This is a genomic window from Bacteroides sp. M10 (genome assembly GCF_014334015.1).
In the GTDB taxonomy this organism is placed as follows: domain Bacteria; phylum Bacteroidota; class Bacteroidia; order Bacteroidales; family Bacteroidaceae; genus Bacteroides; species Bacteroides intestinigallinarum.
On sequence record NZ_CP060488.1, the window covers coordinates 871,319 to 897,589 of the forward strand.

The 26,271-nt window shown below is 42.0% G+C and carries 15 protein-coding genes; 8 read left to right on the forward strand and 7 right to left on the reverse strand.

Annotation, left to right across the window (positions count from 1 at the left end):
* Positions 1–26: 26 nt before the first annotated feature.
* From H8796_RS03555 to H8796_RS03585, 7 genes are all read right to left on the reverse strand, one after another.
* The gene (locus tag H8796_RS03555; protein WP_117936965.1) at positions 27–3,281 is read right to left on the reverse strand and encodes a DUF5107 domain-containing protein; all 3,255 of its coding nucleotides are present in this window, start codon (positions 3,279–3,281) and stop codon (positions 27–29) included.
* A 37-nt stretch (positions 3,282–3,318) separates the two neighbouring features.
* Positions 3,319–5,208: a hypothetical protein gene (locus H8796_RS03560; protein ID WP_117936967.1), complete on the reverse strand. Its 1,890-nt coding sequence runs from the start codon at positions 5,206–5,208 to the stop codon at positions 3,319–3,321.
* A gap of 26 nt (positions 5,209–5,234) precedes the next feature.
* Positions 5,235–7,112, reverse strand: coding sequence for a hypothetical protein (locus H8796_RS03565; protein WP_117937009.1), 1,878 nt, complete (start codon positions 7,110–7,112; stop codon positions 5,235–5,237).
* Positions 7,113–7,148: 36 nt separating this feature from the next.
* Positions 7,149–8,225: a cellulase family glycosylhydrolase gene (locus H8796_RS03570; protein WP_117936969.1), complete on the reverse strand. Its 1,077-nt coding sequence runs from the start codon at positions 8,223–8,225 to the stop codon at positions 7,149–7,151.
* Between the two features lie 23 nt (positions 8,226–8,248).
* Positions 8,249–9,727: a RagB/SusD family nutrient uptake outer membrane protein gene (locus H8796_RS03575; RefSeq protein ID WP_117936971.1), complete on the reverse strand. Its 1,479-nt coding sequence runs from the start codon at positions 9,725–9,727 to the stop codon at positions 8,249–8,251.
* A 20-nt stretch (positions 9,728–9,747) separates the two neighbouring features.
* Positions 9,748–12,963: a TonB-dependent receptor gene (locus H8796_RS03580; RefSeq protein ID WP_117610747.1), complete on the reverse strand. Its 3,216-nt coding sequence runs from the start codon at positions 12,961–12,963 to the stop codon at positions 9,748–9,750.
* Between the two features lie 162 nt (positions 12,964–13,125).
* Positions 13,126–14,112 (reverse strand): FecR family protein, encoded by a 987-nt coding sequence (locus H8796_RS03585; protein ID WP_117610746.1) that lies wholly within the window; start codon positions 14,110–14,112, stop codon positions 13,126–13,128.
* Positions 14,113–14,430: 318 nt separating this feature from the next.
* Between H8796_RS03585 and H8796_RS03590 the strand changes: the two genes are divergently transcribed.
* From H8796_RS03590 to H8796_RS03625, 8 genes are all read left to right on the forward strand, one after another.
* Positions 14,431–15,030, forward strand: a complete 600-nt coding sequence (locus H8796_RS03590; protein ID WP_117610745.1) for an HU family DNA-binding protein — start codon at positions 14,431–14,433, stop codon at positions 15,028–15,030.
* Positions 15,031–15,247: 217 nt separating this feature from the next.
* Complete coding sequence (locus H8796_RS03595) at positions 15,248–15,730, forward strand: HU family DNA-binding protein (protein ID WP_117936973.1); 483 nt, start codon at positions 15,248–15,250, stop codon at positions 15,728–15,730.
* Positions 15,731–15,869: 139 nt separating this feature from the next.
* Positions 15,870–17,411, forward strand: coding sequence for a hypothetical protein (locus H8796_RS03600; protein WP_117610744.1), 1,542 nt, complete (start codon positions 15,870–15,872; stop codon positions 17,409–17,411).
* Between the two features lie 227 nt (positions 17,412–17,638).
* Positions 17,639–18,562: a ribokinase gene (gene rbsK, locus H8796_RS03605; RefSeq protein ID WP_187343932.1), complete on the forward strand. Its 924-nt coding sequence runs from the start codon at positions 17,639–17,641 to the stop codon at positions 18,560–18,562.
* Positions 18,563–18,603: 41 nt separating this feature from the next.
* On the forward strand, positions 18,604–19,569 hold the full coding sequence (gene rbsK / locus H8796_RS03610) for a ribokinase (protein ID WP_117936977.1): 966 nt from the start codon (positions 18,604–18,606) through the stop codon (positions 19,567–19,569).
* Positions 19,541–22,783 carry a TonB-dependent receptor gene (locus H8796_RS03615; protein WP_117936978.1) on the forward strand — a complete coding sequence of 1,081 codons (3,243 nt, stop codon included), beginning with the start codon at positions 19,541–19,543 and terminating at the stop codon, positions 22,781–22,783. Before rbsK (H8796_RS03610) ends, H8796_RS03615 begins: the two co-directional genes overlap by 29 nt.
* An 11-nt stretch (positions 22,784–22,794) precedes the next feature.
* Positions 22,795–24,762 (forward strand): RagB/SusD family nutrient uptake outer membrane protein, encoded by a 1,968-nt coding sequence (locus tag H8796_RS03620; protein WP_074558671.1) that lies wholly within the window; start codon positions 22,795–22,797, stop codon positions 24,760–24,762.
* Between the two features lie 51 nt (positions 24,763–24,813).
* The gene (locus H8796_RS03625; protein ID WP_117936980.1) at positions 24,814–26,271 is read left to right on the forward strand and encodes a DUF4978 domain-containing protein; all 1,458 of its coding nucleotides are present in this window, start codon (positions 24,814–24,816) and stop codon (positions 26,269–26,271) included.

Sequence of the window (26,271 nt, forward strand, 5' to 3'; positions counted from 1 at the left end):
CGTCCAAATGAGCTTTACAAAATCGTTCAGAATTGTCTTTCTGCAAAAATATTCAGAGCATAAGGATCACTCACCGCTGCTTGCTCAATATATTTCTGTGCCAGCTTCGTATCACCAGTGTAGCGATAGGCCAGAGCTAGTAAATAGCTATAATAAGCACTCCGTTGCTGTACGGCACGATCGCAGAAACTTATAAAGAAAGGAGTAGTGGCAAAATAACCCGCATCAACAGTCTTCATGCCTTCTTTCCAATCTTGCAGTTTATAATTGATGAGTATATCCCCCTTAAAAGGCATACCCGTTTCACGATAACAAAGTGCCTGATAAAATGGCAATTCCGGTAAGTTCATATTACTAAAATAATCGACCTCAATACCCGTTATAAAATCAAAATTCTCATTGGCCTTGTCTTCCTGCCCCAAAGATTTCAAACAGATTGCTTCATAATATTTAAATGGAACCAATCTAACGATATTCCACAAACCTGCTCCCAGATTTTGAGGTAAAGTTTGCGCAGCCTTAAAACAATCAGTCGCTTCTTGCATCTTATTTTCTTTCATTAATCTACGCCCTTTCAGGAAATAAGCAAACATATACTGTTCTGCAACTGCATGCTCCCCACCTTCAGCTGGGACAAAGTTACGCCCCCTAAGAAGTTCTATTGCCTTATCCTCCTGTCCTGCCATGTTATAAGCTCGTGCCCATTCAAGCATAATATCATCGCGGCTAATTGCAGACTTATGATTATTCAGGAAAGAAATGCGTTCAGCAGGAGCAACTCCTAACTTACCCATTACATAGACCGTTTCAAAAATCAACTGTTCATCATTCGGCTTCAGGGATAATGCCTGCTTCAATAAGGGTAACACTTCATTTTTACGATTCATGTGTGAATAGTAAGCGACAGCCAGATTTCGTGCAGCACGATAATCAGTACTGGACAAGCCTTCCCAAAGAGCGACTGCCTTCTCATAATGTCCTTTAGCGTAAAGGGCACATCCCAACAGCAACTGTGCCTTCTGACTTCCCTGTTTTGCCCAATGAGACAAACTGTTCATTTCAATTCGCCGGCTTGGGAAAGCAATCCCTTCCGTTGCCGAATCATTCGGAGAACCGCCTTTTATATCTGCATATATGGCAGACAGACTAAAAATCAGAGGCTCGTGTGTTTGCAACATCTCTATCAGGGAAACAGTCTCTTTCTGCAGATCAGCGACAAGCAAAGTTTCTATAAGATCGAGACATACCTGATTCTTATCCGTCCGTATCTTTTCCATAAAATCCCGGGCACTAACTTTACCGGTCAGCACACCGAAGTAACGCGCCAAATGATTAAGTTTATCATTCGCTTCTACAGACAGATATTGACGCTCCGATGCTTTTTTATCTCCCTGCAAATAAGAAGCATATATCATCAACGCATTGGCTACAGCATTATCTTTATGATAAGTAATAGCAGTAGTAAGATGTTGAACAGCCTTGTCATACTCCAGTTTACGTATATCAAGCATAGCCACATAAGTCATGGCGGAAGAAACATAAGCACTGCTCCATGCTGCTTTCTGGAAATAATCATAGGATTTCTCCTGCTCATCGAGCGCTAAATAGACATGCCCTAACAAATAGTACAGTTTCCCATTTTCAAGACGCGTATTGAACCGTGTCAACACTTTTTCCGCCCTCAAAAGATATTCCAAAGCCTCACTATAAAAAGCATTGCGTAACTTTGCTTCTCCTAAAGCGATCAATGCAGGAGCAAAATTCGGATCACGTTCAAGAGCTTCTTTATAATAGCTCTCTCCTTTAGTGGCAGGATCACGATATTGATCAACATGCAAACCTTCAAGATACAACAAATGCGGACTTTCAACCTTTTTGATATTCGGCATATCCTGTGTTGTATGAGGAATATTAAAAGTATCGTGTTTCTTCACTGTATAAGACATTAGAACAGTTCCGTCATTAGCGGTGACATCTATTGAATACCCTAACCGCATTCTTACATCCGCAGGCAACGAATATTCTTCTCTCGCCTTGATCGTCGCATTTCCCGAAAACAGAACCCGGTCATCCCCTTTGACCGTAATCTTCACATTACGAGTCTTATTCAACTGCACTTTAATCGCATCCTTGACGTATATAGCTCCTGTCGTATTTGCAAAGTCGGGAACCCCTATCTCTCCGATCGGAAACCAATATTGCGAAAAAGTTTTAGTCTCCATCGGTTCAAGCCATGTAAAATCCGGCTGATTGTCAGAATAGCTGCCTGCCATCAATTCACAATAGGCTCCATCTGTATCCGTAAGAGCATTTTCCCAAGACTGGGACAACTGATTGTAAGCCCATGTGAACATCTTCTTACCGGGTGACACATGATGATCTCCGATATGCACAACCCCGCATTTCCTGCCGGTATCATAACCGCCAAAGAAATCATACTGCGATGCAGCACTAAAATAAGAGGTAGGCTGAATCGTATTCTTATGTTTGCTTATATCAACTGCACCGTCATAACGAATACCATTAAATATTCCCGCCGCATTTGTTGCAACCGGATAAGTGGTAACCGAACGTTTGTAATGGAAAAACACATGGCTTACATCGTGCGGAAAGAATATCTCATAATTCTTATTCGAAGGTACCGCCACATTCTCCCACCATAAAAACGAATGTCTTAACGGGGTGATATTCGACAATTTGACTCTTGTCTCAAAGATAGACTCACCGGGGTTAAGCACAATACCAACCGTACCTTTCATCCGGTCTGTCGGATCATGTTCCGAAACCCAAACGATCACTCCTCCGCCCGGCAACTTTTCTATCTCATAATCAGTGGGCATAAAAGATGAAGCCCGATGATGAAAAGGCCAGTTAAACTCCAGTCCACCGGAAATCCACGAGCCCAAAGCACCGATAAGAGCTGGTTTTATGACATGGTTCTTATAGAAAAAATCATATCCATTCGTTTTATCTTTGGCAGCATATATCTTCCCACCGATTTCCGGCAATATTTGGAGTTCCAAATATTCATTCTCCAATTTGATAAGCGTATATTCTTTATCCACCTTTTGTTCCCGATTCACTTTCAAAACAATTTTATTGGGATAAGGATTGCCACTCGACCGCTGGTGTACCCTATTTTCGGCAAACATCGGCAGTTCCTCACGTTCGGGTTCTGTGTATGTCGGAATACTGACTTTACTTACAGACACCTTGACCGATTGTGCTTTCGCGCTTGTAGTGAGAAACAAAATCAAAAATAAAATATTGAAATATTTCATGAGTGTATGTATTATGATTAAAAAAAGATTTTTCATTTTACTCTATCTTGACACAACGGACAGATGCTGCCGAAGCACGGTCCAGACCTGTAAAATTAAGATTTGCATTATTATAATAGAAGTAATAAGCTCCTGTTGTCCCTGGATTACTAGTCCATTGGTACCCCCGATATTCCTGATAAGCAATCTTATTAGCTCCCTTATCCAGATAACCTCCTGTCGGGAAGTAAGAAGTTTGCGAACCATCAATCACAAACAGATGCCCGTAATTGTTATCACATTCCGTTTTTGAAGTAAAGGTGAATCCCTGATAGCAATTCTGATCGGGCACACAATAGCCTTCCGGGCAAGGATCATACACAGTCTTTACATTCTTAGTGAGGCCATCAGAATTTCCCCATAGTCCGTTATTCCGCCATTCATTATGCCAGTCATTCGCAGAAAAAATTCTTATATCAGGATTGGATATGGTATAACTTACTGTTCCCACTTCAGCAGAAGTAGTTGCATTTGCGGTCAGTTCCTTGTTATCCACAGTTGTCGCACTCGAACGGACAATATCAAGCGGACGCGGGAACGGATCTTTGCGCCCCCACTGATACCATGCACCATAAGCATTCTGATCTTTAGGAGTAACAGAAGTTGCACCCAAATTACGATCCATCATTTTGAATGTTCCCCGTTCCTCATTAATATAGGTAAGATCCGATGCTTCAGTCACCCAAATATGGAAAGACCATACATTCTTGCCCGATGCATCTCGAATAGCCACAAGGGCATTTCCTTTCACGCCACTTACAGGAACTTTTAAAGTAGTTCCCTCCAATGCAGGAACAGCAGAAAGAACATCTCCTGATGAAGACGAATTCGTTTGTGTCCACAAAACAGTTGCAGACACAGCCTTATCTACTAATTCCCCATTGACATTCACTCTCGGGCGATTTTCATAAGTATAATCTCCTGCCAATGAATAATAAGGTGTGACATCTATTTCAAGTGTTCCTGCAGATGCCGTACGATAACAGTTTGCCTTACCATAATACAACGTCACCGGCAATAATTCCATCGGTTTGACAACCCCGGCTTCAATAGTGAAAGCACCCGGAGTTGCTTGTTCGTAAATACGTCCGGCAGCATCCGTTATGACGAAAGTCAACCCTTTGGTATAATTTACCGCAGGAAGAAATAAAACAAAGTCAGTATGAGCTGAGGGATTATTATCAGCAGAAAGAGGTACACTTGTATCACAAGTAACCAATGCAGTAGCCGCAGCAGAAGGAGTGGAAGACTTCCGAAGTGATACGATTCCATCCGCTGCATTGACATCAGCTATACCCGACACCTGTTCTCCGTCATTACCGCGTACAGCTACAGACTTAATACTAATTCCCATTAACTGATAATCAGTCAGTTGTATCCGTACTCCACCACACAGATTCTTAAAAGAAAAGGCTTCACCATCAGAGACTGCCGCCATCGGCAAAGATGATATTTCACTATCGGCATTAAATGCACCCATCCATTTCTGTCCGGCAAGTGCCGAAAAGTCAACAGCAAGTGTCGTACCTTCAAGCTGGCTGCCTGACGCAGCCGACGCCGGATAAATAGCATATCGGATGGCATCATCTACAGAAGCGTCCACCGGATCAAAAACAGCGGTACGAACACTATTGGCAGCAGTAGTATAAACAGCTCCATTCGGCGTTGAAGTGCCAAACAGCCGTATCTCATCATTTTGGGTCCAAACCACATTCATGGATGCATTAAGCGACGTGCGTGTTGTGGCGGTAACAGCACAAATTGCCGTAATGGATTTTTCTCCTCCTTTTACGGTCGGTTCCGGAGAAAACGCCTCGTCATCAGTTTGCACACAACTACCCAATGATAAACCAATTACCAGAAGAATCAGAATTTTATTTTTTTTCATGGTCTCGCAAATTTAAAATGTTATCATTATTTCCATGTACCTTCCGTATCGCCATTATTCCAGGAAGGTCCAGTACCGGTATCTCCTTCCCCCGGTAGAGGTTCAGGGTCCGTAGCAGCTTTTAAAACGATTGGCAACCATTTCTCATAATTCGTAGCAGTCAGTCCAGTAAAGGTATCACTACCATTCTGATCGTATAAGGTAGCATTAAACATCAAACGGTCGGCCACCACCCGAAGTAAAGTCCGTGGAATAGCCATTTCGACTACATATCCCTTATCGGCTGCCGTATCACCAAAAGTTCCGTGAACCGCACCTTTACAAGTTACTGAAGAATGACTACATTTAATGGTATATTGAACTGCATCCGGAATAAGAGAGATTTTAAGAGGGGTTCCGGTAGCATCTCCACCCTGAAAAATCAATTCCATGCTGTCGTCTGTAGTCAAGTCTTTATCAAGACGTTCCACCAGACAATATACATTTTCTGCATCATAAGCAAAGCGGAACACGGCTTGTGTAGTGGACACACTTCCGATAAATAGTGCATCACTGACTGCACTCCAATCCAAATTGTCGGCGTCTATCACCGGTGTCATTCCGGAAGCATTAATCCGATGATTCAGAACAAACTGTCCAATCTGAATACGGGCAGCATCTTTATTCTCGCTATTGACAAAAGTAGCAGGCATGGCAGCTACAAGAGTATGCGGATCAATAATTTCCGTTGCTCCCCAATATCCTTTTCCACTGAATGGCTGATACGTTTCTCCCCATTGGGAAGCCTCTGCGTTACCCACCTGCATGGTAAAGAGAGAAGAAGCATTGTACGACAAAACAGTCTCTCCCGAAGGGAATTGTGCCAGATAAGGTGCTGCAGCCTTCTGCACAAAATTGAGTTTACGGTCCGAAGGCCCTACTTCATCTCCGGTCAATGGAGCCGAAGCCCAGTTGTCGGAGCTCCACGCCATTGAAATATGATAAACGTCGCCTTCATCTCTGAAACGTGTTTCTGTAGCTACTGCAATCTTCGTCGAATTATTTAATTCGCGGGCAGAAGGCATCTGATCCGAATAAATTTGTTTGCCCGAACCATCTATAGCCAGTCCAGTCTTTTGACGGATCACCTTTCCAACGACCGTCCATGTCCGCCCATTATCCATAGAGCGCAGCATGGCAGTCCCCGAATCGGCTGTGAGAGGCTCGCTATCCGTAAAATAGACCTGTATTTCACCCGAACGAAGTTGTAATGCATAAGGTTCCCAAGTCGTTCCCTGATAAATAATCTGGGCAGTCGACCAAGTACGTCCATTATCGGAAGAACGCCTCATCATAATACCATTACTCTGCGGATCGACCCTGTATCCCTGATTCAAGCGAAAGGAAGCGAATGCCAAAATATCCTTATTTGCCAGAACGACTGCATCACATGATGAGAAACAGCGTGTATCACTGGCACCGGAAGTTTGCTGGGCACTTTCGCTCTGAAACAGAGGACTAGATGCATTCTGCCATGTAATCAGATTAGTACTTAAAGCATAATAGACATTCCAAGCCTGTGGTCCCTGCTGGTATAGCAGCAAATAGGTCCCGTCACTCAATTTCTTGATACGGGGATAAAGAGCATTCACAGCCGATAGTGCCGGACTTTCCAAAGTCAGCAACCGGCGATAGTCTAACTCGAGAGAACTATTCCCCCATTCGTCCGCATGAGAGTTCACTGCTACATTTTCACTTTTATTGAGCGACTGAATAGAGGTAATCTCTCCGGTGACCGGTTCAGGGTCAGGATTTGAATTAGGACGCGGATTAGGCCACTCATCCGTTGAGGTATAAGATGTACAAGCAACGAGAAGCCCCATCACTGTTACCAAAAGGTATCTATGAGTTTTTAACTTTTTCATCATATTCATTCTTTTATTTGTTCAATCCGTTATCGATCAGTTTGAAGTCATACTTTTTATAAAATCAATTTCTTGTTGACTATAAGGTGTACCATCCAGACGGAATATATCATGAAACCAGATTTCAGGTTCCGGATCTCCGGCTTTGCTCGACCACTGTAAATGAAAATTACACTTTCCTGCTGTCAATCCCCAACTGATGGCACCTACCTTTTCACGTTTAAGAATCGGCATTATTTCTTCAAAAGTTGAACGAGGACGTCCCATATACTCCTGACAGATAACCGGACGATCAAACTGCTTCATGAAAGCGATGAATTTTTCCATTTCTTCAGGTCCATAATAACAGTGAAAGGTCATAACATCACAATTCTCACCCAGAAAACTGATAATCGGCAAATTACTGCGTGTGCCATGTCCTCCGGGATAAATCCATATCGGAGACGACAGCGGTTGCGAGGGATTCACCTCACGTGCCCAACGGAACACTTCGCGCAACAATGGCATACTATGTGCTTTCTGCTTGAAGTTTTCCGGTTCGTTATATAAACACCACAATAAAATACGATCATCTGCTTTAAAGGTAGTCATCACATCTTTCACGTAACGTTCCAGACGCGGATACGTTGACGGATCATTGACGGATGGTGCTCCGGGGCTCTGTATCCATTGAGAGTTATGAACACCCTGTACAGAAGCCGGTTGTACACCGAGTTTCGGACTCTCAAAACGCCCACCATTCGTAAAGAAAGTGACGATGGCACGCATACCATGTTTCTGACAGATACCCAGAAATGTATCCAGTCGTTGTTTAAACCCTGCCGGATCCGCTTCCCACACCATATCATGCAGGAATATGCGTACCGTATTGAATCCGAGTTCCCCGGCACGTCCCAACTCCAACTCCATGGTTTTCGGATCAAAAGTCTCCTCTTGCCACATCTCAAACTGATTAATTGCCGTAGCAGTAACGTAGTTGATACCCACCGGCCATTTTTGAGATGCGTACCATGCGTTTGCTTTTTCCGTCGACCATCTTTCAGTCTGTTGGGCGCAGCCGGTTGTTGTCAATAAAAAGAGAATTGTTGCAATCAATATATTCAATCTATTCATAAGAAATCAAATTAATTAAGTTGTTAATACCCAGGGTTCTGGTCTTTTGTCTGATCCAATGCCATATTATAATTAAATTCATCGGTAGGGATAGGCCACCAGTAGGCTGCATCTCCCACTTCGGATAAAGCCGAAATACGTCCGGCAGCCAAAGCTGCTTCTGCAAGCTTTCCACAACGCTTCAGGTCATTGTAGCGTTTACCTTCAAAAATCGTTTCGTAGCCACGCTCCTGCAACACCAGCGCAAGGAAAGCATCTTTACTTGCATAATCGGTCAGTTTGTAGTCTGAAGAAGATGCTTGTGTCGGTTTCTGTCCGTAAGCACGTCGCCGCACCATATTCAATTTTTCCATGGCATCATCGGTAGGAGCTCCTTTCCAGCGACAAACAGCTTCTGCATAATAAAGCAGAATATCAGCATAACGATATACCGGGTTGTCATTGGGAGTTGTACTGCTCCCTGTCCATTCCGAATCTCTGAATTTCGAGCAAATCATACCCGTTTTAGTCAGTGCATTGAGTGTTCCATTCTGCGTTTGTTTATACAATCCGAACTGATAGCGTAAATCATTCTGGTCCCAATTCTGAATAAATTTATTCTTCTGATAATCGGTATAAATCCCTACAGCTCCCATATTCACGAAAGGATTGGGCTTGCAGAGATACATATAGGCGATGGTCGATCCACTATCGCGGTTGAACTTTATATAGAAAATTTCTTCAGAAGTGGCATTAGCTGTATGACCGTAAAGGTCGAGGAAATCATCCGCTTTGCCAACCTCAACCAGAGAATATCGTTTGGATGAAATAATTAAACCGGCTGCTTCAGCCGCCTCTTCATAGCGACCGGCATAAAGACAAGCTTCTGTTTTCAATGCCAATGCGGCATAACGCGAAGGACGTCCGGCAGCTTTAGCCACTTCCGGCAGATTGGATGCAGCATAATCGGCCTCATCAATCACAAACTTCCAGATATCAGCTTCCGGAGTACGGGGTTTATTAAAGTCATTCATGTTCTGTTCATCAAAAAAAGGAACGGCGCCCCAATTTCGTGCCAGCCATGAATAGGCGAATGCACGTAGAAAACGTGTTTCCCCGGTGAGGTTGTTATACTCCTGTTGCGAGAGTGGAGTATTACCTATACCGTCAAGAATATTATTGGCAAAACGAATGGCACGATACAACACCGCCCAGCTATCTTTGGAGAAGCCCACCCCACCACTGGTAAGCCCGGTATCATAAGCTGTGGCATAGTTACCTCTTCCAATACAATAATCCGTCAGTCCTTCTTCCAGAACAATCAGATAACGACTGAATCCCGGATCACGACGGAGTTGGAAATAGATGGAATTGATAACACTCTCCACTTCTTTGGCATTCGCCATAAAAGTCGTTGCATCCACTTTCTTCGGATGTTCTTCCAAAGAACCCATATCTTCACAGGATGTATTCATTGCCAGTATCATAGCAAAAGCGGCAATATATATCAATAATTTTTTCATAAGACATCAGTTTTTATATGTTAGAAAGTGAGTCGGCATCCAATCGTATAAGTACGGGCACTAGGATAACAATACGAATCTACCCCCTGAATCATCGAGCTTCCGCCACCATTGGCATTTATATCCGGATCCCAGAAAGGGTAGCTCGTAATAGTAAACAGGTTTTGGGCACTCACATAGACACGGGCACGCTTGATGAATTTGCTACGGGCACAAGGTACATCGTAGGCCAATTCGAGGTTTTTCAGTCTGACGAAGCTGCCGTCATAAACAAACCGATCGGACATTTTATAGGAAGTCTGGTCGAGATTGGGATATTTTGCGGTAGGATTCTCGGGTGTCCAATGATTGTAGTACACCTCGCGCAACGTATTCCCGTTATATCCATAATCATAAGCTTGTGCAGCCATACTAAGCGAATATATATCATTACCTATTGAACTCTGGAAGAAAGCGCTTAGCGTAAATCCTTTATAACTGACTGCTGTAGTTAGATTGACCAGAAAATCAGGATTAGGATCACCGATGATGGTCTTGTCTGCTGCTGTGATGGCAGGATCATCATCCATATTCTTATATACGATATGACCGTTCTCATCGTATCCATCTTCAACATATCCGTAGAAAACATACATTGGCTCACCCACACGCATCAGATTGAGCTGGTCTTTCAGAATGGTGTTATCCAATTCGCCACCGAAAATATCCTTATCTTCCGAAAGGACTAACACTTTGCTGCGATTAAGCGAGAAGTTGACACCCAAATCCCATTTCACAGCACGATCAATAATCCGCCCGTCGAGTTGCAACTCAAACCCCGAGTTACGAATGGAACCGATATTACGCAGGGCAGTGGTATATCCACTTGAACGAGGCATCTCTACATTGTTCAGCAAATCAGTCGTTTTCTTCCGATAGTAATCCGCAGTCATGCGGAGGCGATTATTAAACAGGGACAGATCAACCCCCACATTAAACTGTGAGGTTGTTTCCCATTTCAAATCGCCGGTGTAGGTATCTGACGGGACATACGCCACTGTTGTATTCTTATCGAATACTACATTTTCCGTCCTCAATGTGTTCTGCGTAGAATACGGTGAGATGGCAGTGCTACCGGTCACTCCGTAACTCAAACGGAACTTTAGATCCGAAAGCCACTCTACATCACGCAAAAAAGACTCTTGCGAAAGACGCCAGGCCGCTGCCGCTGAAGGGAAATATCCCCATTTATTTCCTTTACTATAACGTGAGGAACCATCAGCACGAAGACTGGCAGTCAATAGATAGCGATCAGCATAATTATAGTTGATACGTCCCAGAAATGAGAACAAACGCCAATCTGAATAAGAAGATGTCGGCAACCCTTTAACGGTAGCTGCATCCATGTCATAGGTTTCAGTCACATCACTCAAGAAGCCTTCGGCCGTACCCGTTCCCACAGTTTTCGATGTACTCTGTTCGTAGGTAAAACCACCCATCACACTCAAATGGTGTTTTTTTAGAAAACTCTTATTATAGGTTATGATATTATTACTTGTGATACCGACTGTTTCTCCAAATGTAATAGAGGCAGCCCCTTGTGAATTAGGGTATTGTAATGACTTGTAATAATCTTTGCGGTTCTGGTTATTGTTAACGTTGGCAGATAACTGAATTGAAAGTCCGTCTATCGGTTTTATTGTCAATGAAGCATTTGCCATAATCCGGTTGGCGTACCATTTATTATCCACTTCTTTCACATAAGCCAACGGATTTACCGGTGCAATCGGTTGTGTCTGGAAGTCATTCCAGGTTCCATCGTCATAATGAGGTGTCGCTGTTGGCGGCAGAATCAGTGTAGAACCGATAACAGACGTTCCCCGGCTACCTCCCTGTGAATTCATCTGATTATGATTGGACCGGCTGAAAATCAAGTTGCTCGACACGGTGACATATTTTGAGATGTGATAATTCAGGCTCGAACGAATAGACATACGTTTATAGCCACTTTCCTTCACGATACCTTGCTGATCGAAATAGCTGGCGCCTAACGTTCCCTGAACCTTTTCCGTACCACCAGAGACATTCACAGAGTGGTCGGTAACAAGTGCATTACGAAACAGTTCACGCTGCCAGTTGGTACTATGCCGGGTAGATTTAATCTCTTCATCGGTATATATCGTAGGCTGATTATTGATCGCTGCTTTTTCATTCAGATAGTTCATATATTCCCAAGCATCGAGCAGCTCAAGTTCTTTAGCCAGACTCTGCACACCAAAGCTGGCATTGTATTCCACGGTAATCTTCCCCTCTTTAGCTTGCTTCGTCGTAATCAGGATGACACCATTGGCACCACGCGAACCATAGATAGCAGTTGCGGAAGCATCTTTCATCACTTCAACAGATTCGATATCGGCCGTATTAATCATATTAATATCACCCGGAAATCCGTTGATAATCCAAAGCGGTTCATTGTCACCCCGAATAGAATTGGAACCACGTACCCTCACTTGTATTCCGGCTCCCGGCTGGCCATTAGTTTGCTGAATCTGTACGCCTGACACGCGTCCCTGTAATGCTGACGCAACAGAAGTATTTGCATATTCAGTAATGATATCGCCTTTGACGGAAGCTATCGAACCGGAAAGGTCCCGTTTGCGTTGTACGCCGTAACCTACCACTACTACTTCATCCAATGTCTCTGTATCTTCTTCAAGAACGAAATTCATTGAACGTACCCCTGCCACCACCTTTTTGCTCTGTGGGGCGTAACCTATAAACGTCACATCAATAGTGGCACTTTCAGGTACATTCTGCAACTCAAACTTTCCGTTAAAATCGGTAACCGTACCGTTGGTAGTACCTTTTACCAGTACGCTTGCTCCGATGACCGCTTCTCCCTGTTCATCTTTCACCACACCCGAAATCGTCCGGTTGGTCTTCGTCTGCACCTTTTGTAAAACAATCTGTTTGCCTACTATTTCATACGCAATGTCACTTTTATCAAAGGCCTGTTTCAGCACATCCGAAAGATATTGAGAACCTCCTTTCAGGGAAACAATGCGTGACAGAGGGATAGAATTATCGAACACAAAAGTATAATCTGTCTGTTTTTCAACAGCTTGTATCAGATTCTTTAAAGAAATCTGCCTGGCAGCGATATTGACTTTAGTCTCTTTCTGCGCCCATAGCGAAGGGCTGGAAAGCAGGCTGCCCAAAACAAGAATGCTACATAATATTTGTTTTAGCTTCAACATTGTAAACTCATTTAAGGTTAAATAAAGGAATTAATTATTACCTTTGTCTGCATAAAGCAAGGCTATACCTGTGCCATCCGTCTGACGGATAGCATACATACGCAGGTTTTGCTCTTCGGACGTGGAAGATGGCACTCTTCTGCGTCCTTTTTTATTCTTCGATTACTTTCTCCCGGTTATGCTCACCTCCTCTCCATTAATAGTGTATGTAATCGGAGTCACCCGATTAACGATCTCAAGCATTTCTCGCAAAGATTCTGTTTTAATTGTCATCCAATAACGTTTATTTTCCGGTACATCATGCAATTGAATTTTGATGCCATACCATCGTTCCATTTTTTGAACTATTTCCTTCAGATTCTCATTTTCAATTTTCAGCTTGCCCAATCGCCATACGGATTCTACTTCAGCATCGCAAGCCGTCAATTTACACTTCTCCATTTCACGCAAAGGAATAATGGCTTTCTGATTGGGTTTCATATCTGCCAACAGCTTATCCGTTAAAGCCGAGACAACCGTCACGTGCCCTCTAAGCAGTACAACTTCCAATTCTGAATGGTCTCCATATCCATTGACATCGAATGCAGTACCATGAACCAACACTTTCACATCACCTACCGATACATCAAACTGTCTCTTACTGTCTCGCACCACATCAAAAAAAGCCTGTCCATTCAATTTTACAGAACGGCAATCTTTGGCATAATCCGTAGAATAGGTCAAAGTAGAACCGGAATTCAACCAAACTTTAGTGCCATCCGGCAAACTGACTTCTGCTTTCTGACCAACAGGAGCTGTAAATGAGACTAATCCTACTTCTTCCTCTTCCGAAACCAGCAGAGAAAGCGAGAAGCCCAACGCCAGTGCCAACATAGCAGCAATTCCCACTGTTCGATACAACAACCGCCGCGTGTACATCTTCACAGGTTTCACCAGATTCAGATTACTCATTATCTTTCCCCACACACGTTCTTTATCAGGAATTACCGGATGTATTCCCGCATGAGTTATCTGCCAGCTCTCGCACAGTTCCTGAAATTCCTGTTCATGCCCGGCATCGGCATTCCGCCATTCCATGATTTCTTTCTCCTCCTGCGGAGAAGCAGTTCCCAATAGATATTTAGATATGATAATATAAATGTCTTCCATATTTAAATGTGTTTTATAAGCTCTTTTATTAAATAGACCCGTAACTTTTAAATTACCCTGAAAGAGCTTAGCTTTTTTTTTATAACATGCATAAAAGAAACCTATTTTCTTGTTTAATGCACAAACTAGTACCTATACCCGAAAAAAATAATAACTTTGAGTGCACAAATTAATTCGTCGGACTGTAGTCTATCTTTCATCGGACTATAGTCCAACGAAAGGAACACTATAGTTAACGTTGCGTCGGACTATAGTCCGACGAATAAAATCATGCAATCGGAGACAATATTTACTGAATAACTAAAAACAAAATAAAACATGAGTGTTTATTATGATCTTTATGCCAGTGGCAACCCACAAAAAAAGGATGAGCAGCAGCCACTTCACGCACGAGTGATTCCATCAGGAACTCTTGATGCCAAGAAATTCATAGAGTTAGTATCTAAAAGTAATGGCTTCAGCCAAGCCACCATTGAAGGATGCCTGCAAGCTATTACTGATGAATTACAACATTGGTTAAAACAAGGTTGGACTGTAGAAGTTGGAGAACTGGGCCATTTCTCTTTATCGCTGAAATGCAGCCGACCGGTTATGGAAAAGAAAGAAATTCGTTCTCCTTCCATCCACCTGAATAAAATAAACCTCCGTATCAACAAAAAATTCCGCGAAAGCATGGAACCGTTACAGTTGGAACGTATGGAATCTCCCTACCGTAACGATGGCAGTCCTAATGAAGACAATTGCCGTACCGTCCTTATACAACACTTGGAAGAACAAGGCTGCATCACCCGAACAGATTTTATGAGACTGGCTGGAATAAACCGGGACAAGGCAATTGGATTATTGAATAAATATATAGAAGAGGGAATAATACGAAAATATGGAGGAGGCAAGACAGTAGTATATTTAAAAAGGTAAAACATACAGTTTACGCTCTACATTTCGGACAACATCAATAAACGTAAAGAATATAAAACATACAAACAGTTATACCACAAGGAATTATCTCAATATTAATTATTTTGTGAACGCACTTCTTCAAAATCGCTTGCCCAGCAATTTGAGACACCATATCTTTGCAATGTGATCACAAAATAATAACTAGATTTACTAACGATTAAAACTATTAAGAATTATGGCACTGAAATATGTAGTCAAGAAAACGACCTTTGGCTTTGATAAGGAAAAAGCCGAAAAGTATGTAGCTAAACCATTCAACGTGGTTACTGTTGATTTTAAAATGCTATGCGATCAAGTAACAAAAGTAGGATTCGTTCCACGCGGTACTGTAAAATCCGTCCTCGACGGATTGATTGATTCACTGATAACATATATGGAAATCGGGGCATCAGTCAGCCTTGGAGAATTCGGAACTTTCCGCCCTTCTTTCGGGTGTAAAAGTCAGGATGATGAAAAAGAGGTAACCGCGGAAACCTTAAAGAACCGTAAAATTATTTTCACTCCCGGAAGTATGTTTAAAGGTATGATAAAATCGATAAGTATCCAAAAGTTGGATAGTTCTAAAGCCAATAGTTCCAGCACGCCTGACAAGGGAAATGGAGGCAGTGGAGAAGGTGGAAACGAAGGCGGTGGTGAAGCACCGGATCCGGCAGCATAAGAAATCGTATGAATGATTAATATTTAAAGACAAATCCGGCTTAAGCTCATTTAAGCCGGATTTGTTAATTTCTCAAATAACTTGTTTTTCTCACAGAAATTCCCGATTATTGCAACCTAATACTAATCGAAAGGGCTTCATGAAAAGAGTCGATTCCGTTATTTCCTTAATATATTCACTATCGAAATCTGAAAAGAAACACTTCTCTTTGCAAGTCGTCAAAGATAAGGAGGAGAAAGACTATCTGGTTATTTATGATATTATCACAAAGAGCAAACAGCCCAATGGAAATGCAGTGAAAGAAGAATTTTATAAGCGCAGACCTAAAGGTTCTTTCGAAGTATCCATTCAATATTTATATGAGAAACTGGTAGATACGCTACTCACATTAAGAAAGAAGAAAGACATCTACTATGATTTGCTAAACGATCTATGCAAAGCCCGTATGCTTTATGAACGTTCTCTGTTCGAAGAGTGTTTCGAGATTTTATCCAATACAATAGAGCAAGCACAATTTTATGAGAATAACGAAATTCTGACGATTGCCCTGAAACAGGAACTGGAATATCTGCTACGGCTGAATTTCCCTAACATGACAGAACAGGAACTTTTTCACAAGCATTTTATTCAGAATGAATCTTTAAAGAAAATCCGAAAGATAACGGAGCAATCCTCACTACATAATTTACTGAAATATCGTCTCTCTCATATCGGGGCGATACGAACTTCAAAACAGAAACAGGATATGAATGACCTCATGGTCAACGAACTTTATATAGCCGCTTCTTCAGATGCAGAGGGGAATTTTGAATTGACACGAAACCATAAACTTTTTCAAGCAAACTATTTAATGGGAGCGGGAGATTACAGAGCCGCCCTAAACTCATACAAGGAACTGAATTCTTTGTTTGAACAGAACCAACAGTTTTGGTCGAATCCACCCATTTATTATTTGTCAGTGCTCGAAGGAGTGCTCGGAAGTTTACGTTCAGTAGGCAACTACAACGAAATGCCGTACTTTCTGGAAAAATTAAAAAGACTGATAGCTGAAGATTCTTCTCTTGAATTTAAAGTAAATGCCACCTGCCTGCTCTTTCAGTACGAACTGTTCCCTTATTTGGACAAAGGAGATTTCTTAAACTGTACAGAGGTCATGAATCGTTATCAGGAGACGCTCTACGACAAAGAAGCCTGGCTAAGTCCTATACGCAAAAGTGAACTATTGCTTTATACAACGATTGTACATATTGGTAATCAGAACTATAAAGCAGCCAAAAAATATATAAGTAACGCTATTGTCGACCATAATATTAAATACCTCCCATTGATGAGAACCATTCGTCTGGTTCGCCTCATCGCTTATTACGAAACACAAGAATACGAACTGATCCGGCACGAATCACGTTCCATTACCCGAAGTCTTTCTTCACCGAAAGAACAGACATTTAAGACTGAACGAATTATTCTATGGTTCCTGAATAAAAGGAACCTCCCTATCCTGCGCAAAGATCGGGAAGCCTTTTGGGAAAAGCTGTCTCCGGAAATCCAGGAGCTATATAATGATAAATACGAGAACCAGCTTTTACGCATCTTTGATTTCACAGCATGGATGGAATCGAAAATCCGGAAAGAAAAGCTTTCCGAGGTCCTCGGATGGCGCACAAATGCTAAAGAATTTTAAAATCAAAGATTCTAAAGGCATTTCCCCAGCATAAAAAAGCACTTTTCAAATCTCCTTTTTCTCTTTGTTATTATATAAAATGTTCTCATATCACTATTCTATATCTTCTTGTTATTAAAGACAATCTATCACATTATATCCTCTTTGAAATTATATAAATCAATTATTAATGTAGAAAATGATGCATCTTTATTTCTTTCATTTGCATTGTTTTAATTCTTAATACCATGGAAACTATATCTATTCACAAACCTAAGGTAGTAGTAATTGGAAGTTGCAACACAGACATGGTTGTGAAAGCCAACCGACTGCCTGTACCAGGTGAAACCATATTAGGAGGCACTTTTTATATGAATCCCGGAGGTAAAGGTGCCAACCAAGCTATTGCAGCATCCCGCTTGGGAGCCGAAGTAACTTTCATCTCCAAAATCGGATATGATTTATTCGGATTACAAGCATTAGAGATATATAAATCGGAAAAGATTAACACCGATTTTATCTTCACCGACCAAAAAAGTCCGTCAGGCGTAGCACTCATCTCTGTTGACTCTTTCGGAGAGAACAGTATTATCGTTGCGCCAGGTGCAAGCCGTTCCCTCTCTATTGAAGATATCAATAAAGCTGAAGAAAAAATCAAGGAAGCTGATATTATCTTAATGCAACTCGAAATACCTATAGAAACGGTGGAATATGCAGCCACTATTGCAAAGAAATATAACAAGAAAGTAATACTCAACCCGGCACCGGCCTCTACATTGAGTAATTCTTTCCTCAACAATGTACATACCATACTCCCTAATCGTATTGAAGCAGAAATGCTGTCGGGTATTAAGGTGATGGATATTGACAGTGCCCACCGAGCAGCTGAAGCTATCGGAGAAAAAGGTATAGAAAATGTTGTCATCACTTTAGGAAAAGATGGAGCATACGTGAAAGAAAAAGACCAATATGCCATGATTCCTGCCAAAGAAGTAGAGACAATAGACACAACTGGTGCCGGAGATGTATTTTGTGGAGCATTCAGTGTCTATCTGTCCGAAGGACATTCACTGGCGAAATCTGTCACATTCGCCAATGCAGCAGCTGCTCTTGCCGTGACACGCATCGGTGCACAAAGCGCTATTCCATACAAGAGAGAAATAGTTCTATAAAACAAAGAGAAACCTAGGTTAATCACATAAATCTGATTCAAATGAAAGTAGTAGTTATTGGAAGTTCAAACATCGATATGGTTGCACAGGTCAACCATCTCCCGGCACCCGGCGAAACAGTTGGAGATGCCAATTTCATGCAGTCCCTTGGAGGGAAAGGAGCCAATCAAGCTGTAGCAGCAGCCAGGCTTGGTGGTTCTGTCACATTTATCACTTCTTTGGGAAATGATATGTATGCGGATATTTTAAAGAAACACTTTAAAAAAGAAGGTATCACTACAGATTACATCATTGATGACGTGAATCACCCCACAGGAACTGCACTCATCTTTGTTGCCAATAGTGGTGAGAACTGCATAGCAGTGGCCCCCGGAGCCAACTATTCTTTGCTACCCGGATCAATTGCACATTTCTCCGAAGTAATCGACGCAGCGGACATTATCGTTCTACAAGCTGAAATACCCTATGAAACTAATAAAAATATAGCTCTATTAGCCAGACAAAAAGGCAAAAAAGTACTGTTTAATCCTGCACCCGCCTGCCTAATTGACGAGGAGCTGATGAAAGCTATTAATATATTAGTTGTCAACGAGTTGGAAGCAGCATTCATTTCCGGTATAGAATATACAGGAGATAACCTTGAAAATATTGCTCAGACATTAATGGAGACAGGTGCGTGCAACGTTGTAATCACACTAGGAAGTCAGGGAGTATATATGAAGAACCCAAAAGAAACCATCCAGCTTCCCGGCTATAAAGTAAATACAATTGATACAATTGCAGCCGGAGACACATTCTGCGGAGCACTAGCTGTCATCTGTGCCCAAAAGGAAATAGATCAGGAAGCACTCAATTTTGCAAATGCTGCAGCAGCAATTGCAGTCACACGATCGGGTGCACAACCTTCTATCCCAACTCTCGACGAAGTAAAACACTTCATACTAAAAAATGAATCAACCTTATTAAATTTAATAAACCATGAAGAATTATCCGAAACACCTCTTTAGAGATTTGAAGGATATGATTCCATCAGTCTCCAATTGTCGGGGATATCACAAAATGACGATAATCCTCGTCTGCCTGCTATTACAGACTATGAATATGTATGCACAGAATAACGTATCGGGAATCGTAAAAGACAGTGAGGGAGAAACTCTGATCGGAGTATCCATTCTTGTAAAGCAGGGAGAGAAACAGGCTGGAGGTACCATAACCAATGCTGAAGGCTTCTACCAGATCAAAACAACACCGGATGCTACTCTTGAATTCAGTTGTATCGGATACAAGACCCAAAAGATTTCTGTAAACGGGAGAGAAAAGATCAATGTTGTTCTGGAAGCAGACAATCAATTGCTGGACGAAGTTGTTGTGGTAGGTTTTGCCACACAAAAGAAAGTAAACCTTACCGGCTCAGTCAGTACTGTAGGTTCCAAGGAGCTTGCTTCTATGCCGGTACGAAATACCGTATTAGCCCTGCAAGGACAAGTTCCCGGACTGACGATCAAGCAGCAAAGCGGACAGCTATATGGTAAGAATCCAAGTATGCAATTACGTGGGTTGACAACTATCGGACAAGGATCTAGTGGTGAGATGCTAGTACTTATTGATGGTATGGAAGGAGATCCTTACAGCATCAATCCACAGGATATAGAAAATATATCTGTTTTAAAAGATGCTGCAGCCTCCTCTATTTATGGCTCGCGCGCGCCGTTCGGAGTAATTTTGATTACGACTAAAAAAGGGAAAGCCGGAAAAGCTTCTGTCAATTACAATAACAATTTCCGCTTCAATGTTCCCATTAATATGCCCAGCCAGGCAGATTCATACTCATGGGCACTTTTTTTCAATGATGGGGCCCATAATGATGGAAATGGAGATGATATTAGCCCGGTACGCCTACAACGCATCAAAGACTATATAGACGGAAAAATCTCCTATACAACCATTCCTGTAGGAAATCAATGGGGAACAGCTTATACCGAAGGCAATGATAACATTGACTACTATGATGTATTCTACAAAAACATGACTACCGCTCAGGAACATAACCTTAGTATCAATGGTGGTAATGAAAAGATGAACTATTTTATGTCAGCCAATTATCTGGTCGAAGACGGAACCCTGAATTGGGACCTGGACGGAATAAAACGTATGAACTTATTTGGAAAGATGGAAGTGAAACCGTACAAATTTCTAAACTTAAGTTACAGCACCCGTTATATCCGGGAGGATTACCATCAGCCCAGAGTGATGAGTGACGAGATGTTCCAATTGTTCGGCCAGTACTTATGGCCTGTCGGACCGTTATACGACCCCAATGGTAACTTATTTAACGACACCGTATTACGTTTCCGCGATGGAGGACAGATGAAAGTGTCAAACACAACAATGGTGCATCAGTTTAATGCAGTCTTCGAACCTATCAAAGGATGGCGTATTGTAGGAGATGTTAATTATCGCTATCGCTCCTATTTTAACCATATTGAAACCAAAAGTATTGCTCAAACTTGTGTGGATGGCATCACACCTGGTAGCGTGTGGGATGAGCATTCAGGAGTTGCCGAAGATGTGGGAAGAAATGAATATCTGAATATCAACGTTTACACAGACTTTGAAAAGATAGTTGCAGACCACCATTATTTTAAAGTAATGGGTGGATTCCAAGCTGAACAGTACAATACAAGAACTGTTTATGCTCAAAAAGAGGGACTCATCGTACCAGATATACCAACCATCAATACATCGTCCGGTTTATTTAACGGAGAACCTGTCCCTCCTCAAGTGGCAGGTGACTATAATCGATGGAGAACTGCCGGCTTCTTCGGACGCCTCAACTATAATTACATGGAGAAATATTTGCTGGAAGCCAATGTAAGATACGACGGTTCTTCCCGCTTCCGTTCCAACAATCGTTGGGGACTATTTCCTTCATTTTCAATAGGGTATAACATAGCTAAAGAAACATTCTTTCAACCGTTGACACCTTATGTCAATACTCTCAAATTCCGGGCATCTTACGGTTCATTGGGCAATCAGAACACCAATTTATACTATCCTACTTATCAGGCAATGGGATTTTCCAACGTTTCTGGAAGTTGGCTAATCAACGGGCAAAAACCCAATATAGCCTGGCCTCCTTCTCTGATTAGCAAAGGACTTACCTGGGAAGAAATACGTTCATGGAATATCGGTCTTGATTTTAGCCTACTTAACAACAGGTTGACAGGTTCGTTCGATTACTTCATCCGCAAAACGTTAAACATGATAGGTCCTGCAGATGAACTTCCTGTTATTCTCGGCACAAGTGTACCCAATACGAACAATACAGATTTACAGACTAAAGGTTTCGAACTGGAATTAGCCTGGAGAGACAGAGCCTTCAACAGTCTGAATTATGGAATTCGTTTCGTCTTATCTGATGCACAAGCCCAAATAACCCGTTACTCCAACCCCTCAGGAACACTAAGTAAATACTATTCAGGTATGAAATGGGGTGAAATATGGGGTTATCAGTCCATAGGTATTGCTCAATCAGATGATCAGATGCTGGAACATATCGCTTCACTCCCCAATGGAGGTCAAAACAGCTTGGGATCAGACTGGCAAGCCGGAGATATCATGTTCAAGGATGTAAATAATGACGGTCGTATAGACAGTGGGGCATATACTATAGATGATCATGGTGACCTTGTCGTCATAGGAAACACAACGCCACGTTTCAATTATGGTATCGACCTGACTGCTGAATGGAAAGGTGTAGATTTCAGACTATTCCTTCAGGGAGTAGGCAAACGTGATTACTTCCAACGAAGTAAATACTTCTTCGGTTCAATTGGAGGTAGTAAATGGGGAACAATGGTATTAAAACAACATCTGGATTATTATCGTGACGACCCGGATCATCCGCTCGGACTAAATAAAAACAGCTACTATCCCCGCCCCTATCTGGATAATGGCAAAAACTACCAGACACAGACTAAATATCTCCAAAACGCTGCCTATATGCGCGTAAAAAATTTACAGATAGGATATACGCTACCTTCCAGAATCACTAATTTATTGGGTATATCGAACTTCCGTTTATTTGTCTCCGGAGAGAATCTATTAACTTTCACCAAAATGAAAGATCTGTTTGATCCTGAAACGATAGGCGAAAATGGTGAAGGTAATGTATATCCATTAAGTAAAACTTATTCTATGGGATTGAGCATAACATTTTAAATCTTGGAATTATGAAAAATAAAATATTTATAGCCTGCATATCCTTGGCATTACTTACCGGATGCAACAGTTTCCTGGATCAGGAACCGCTATCCCAACTTTCTCCTGAACAGTATTTGTCGACAGAAGAAAATCTGGCAGCCTATGCAACCGACTTATACAACACTCTACCGGTACATGAAACCGGAAGCTGGGGAAGATGGTTGGATGACAATAATACAGACAACATGGCTTATGTAAATCCTAGTGACATCTTTGCGCCCGGCTACTGGAGAGTATCCCAGACCGGAGGTTCATACGAATTTGCCGCTATTTACCGGTGCAACTACTTTCTCGATTTTGTACTCCCCCTTTACGAAAAAGGAAGTATCACAGGAGTTGCCCCAAACATTCGTCATTACATTGGAGAAGTTTATTTCTTCAGGGCATGGCAGTATTTTTCTAAATTAAAAGCATTGGGAGATTTTCCAATCATCACCAAAACCTTAGCTGATGATTTGGAAGCACTGACAGCCGAAAGTAAACGTATGCCTCGTAATGAAGTAGCCCGTTTTATACTTTCTGATCTCGATAAGGCTCTTGAATATATGCAAAGCACTCCTCCTGTAGGAGGTACGAACAGGTTAGGGCAAGATTGTGTACATCTCTTCAAATCAAGAGTTGCCTTATACGAAGGAACATGGCTGAAATACTTTAAAGGAACAGCTTTTGTCCCTAATGGACCGGGATGGCCAGGGAAAGATAAAAGTTATAACAGTGATTACCAATATCCCGCAGGTAGCATTGACCAGGAGATAGAATATTTTCTCATCGAAGCTATGAATGAAGCCAAAATTGTAGCAGACAAATACGGACTGACTGATAATACCGGTATCTTTCAAAACAATGCGAACGAAGCTTCAAATCCATATTTCGATATGTTTGGCGCATCAGACATGAATACGTATCCGGAAGTACTACTTTGGAAACAATATAGCCAAGCTGCGGGAGTGGTCAATTCTGTTGTTGAATTTGCAGCAGCAGCCAATCAGGGTTGGGGAATGACAAAAAGTATGCTCGATGCATTTATCATGAATAATGGAAAACCTATTTATGCAACAGGAAGTAGCTACAATGGGGACGCAGATCTCTCAACCATTACCCAGGGTAGAGACTCGCGTGCTGAAATCTTTTTCAAAAAACCGGGAAACAGGAACCTGCACTCAGCAGCAGGACCGGAATCTTATGAAATCGAACCCTACCCGAATATTGTAAATTCCACATCATCGATGAAATATACCACTGGGCTAACCATACGTAAAGGATTAAACTTTGACGGTAGCTATTCCGTACGCGATAGAAGTATTGTAGGATGCATCATATTCAGAGCTGTAGAGGCTTATCTGAACTATATGGAAGCATGCTACGAAAAATCGGGAGCACTCGATGGTGACGCACAGAAATACTGGAAGGCAATCCGGGAACGGTCCAAAGTAGATGACTACAATATTACCATTGCCAATACCAATATGACCGTAGAAGCTCAAACGGACTGGGGAGCCTATTCCGCCGGTAAATTAGTCGACCCTGTCTTATTCAATATCCGCCGTGAACGTCGTTGCGAATTGATGGCAGAAGGTTTCCGTCCGGCAGACATCAGACGCTGGCGGTCGATGGACCAGATGATAAACACGCCTTATCACATACTAGGAATGAATCTATGGGAAAAAATGGCAAATAATCCAGACTTTTTAACAGCCAACCAAGATGGTCTGCAACAGAATAAGAACGTTTCACCAGAATCTTTCAGCAAATATCTGGCGCCATTTCATATCATAGCCAACAACCGTGTATACAATGGTTATCGCTGGAATATGGCTCACTATCTTGACCCAATAGCTATCCAACATTTCCTGATAACAGGAGCAGGCAATACCAATGCTTCGCCTCTTTATCAGAATCCGGGCTGGCCGCTACAAGCAGGCCAGGGAGCTCAATAAACCAAGTTGCTTTGACTTAGTGAAACTGTAAACAAACTAAAAAAAGGAATTATGCGAAAACTTCAATTATTAATATATTGTCTTCTATCAACTCTCTTCGCTTGTAGCAACGCAAATGAGTTAGATCCAAATTCTACAATTACAACCAAGCATCTGATGGTAAATGGGAAACCTTTCCTGATGCTGGGAGCTCAATTACGTACCGATTTTTTTCTCCAGTTGGATAAGAAAACACCGGATGAGCTAGCCCCTTATTTCGAACTGGCTGCCAATATGAACATACTTGTTGTCCAAGTACCTGTTGCATGGAGAGATATCGAATCTGAAAAAGATGTATACACAAGTTCATTGGTAGAAAAGTACATCGAATTATGTGACAAATACCAAATGAAACTGGAAATCTTGTGGTTTGGCAGTTATATGTGCGGTTATTCTGTAGAAGGGTATATCCCTGACTATGTGATAAAAGACACTTCCACTTATCCCGAACTTAAACCTAGTGCCGCTTATGAAGGATGGTTAGGAAAACAATATTATCTGAAACCCAACACCTCGGCACTAGTGGAACGCGAAGCAAAAGCTCTAAAGCAGATGATGGAGGCTATTTACCACTACGACAATAACCATGGACAAAAACACACAGTAATAGGTATTCAGGTGGAAAATGAGCCCGATATGTTAGCAACAAGACATAATCAGGAACATGGTTACACCCCCGAACAACTATGGCCGGATTTAATTTCTATGCTGGACAGATTAGGGCAAGTCGTTAAAAACTCCCCATACGATTGCTATACCCGAGTGAACCAGACCACAACTTATTCCGATTATATGGAAAAAAGCGCTGAAATTGCTGCTACAACAGGAATTGATTATGTAGGTCTGGATCCGTATGAGAACACAATGCTGGCCATAGACGGTAAATTACGGAGATTGAGAAAAATCGATGGTAACTTCGCCCATATTGCGGAAAATGGAGGCGAGTATACCAACAATGACCTTCTCACTCTCAAAGCTCTTAGTCTGGGATGTGGCTATGAAATATTCGAAGTCATTACAACTCCCCATCCTGATTTGGCAGACTGGACTCTCAGAGGTGTATACAATCCCGATTTCACTCCTAAGGCACACACTCAACGGATAGTGGACGCCTATAAAATATTCAAAGGGGCTTGGGTAGACCTCGCTTCAGCAGATGCCAAAGACATCATTGGTTTCAACCTGAAATATGATGATGGGCAAGAACAGACTACCGAGAATCAGAATACCACCCACGTAAGCATAAAATGGACAACCAACTCCAGAGGAGTGGCTTTTGCCGTAGAACATAATAATTGCCTGACTGTTGCTTCCACTAAAAATGACCAAATGGTATTCAGAGACATACAGATTAAAAAGATAGAGAAAGGACATTATGATATAGACGGTAACTGGAACTCAGAAGGAGATGTAGAACCGATGAATCAACTCACAATGGAGCCTTGCATTGTATACAAAATACAGTTTTAA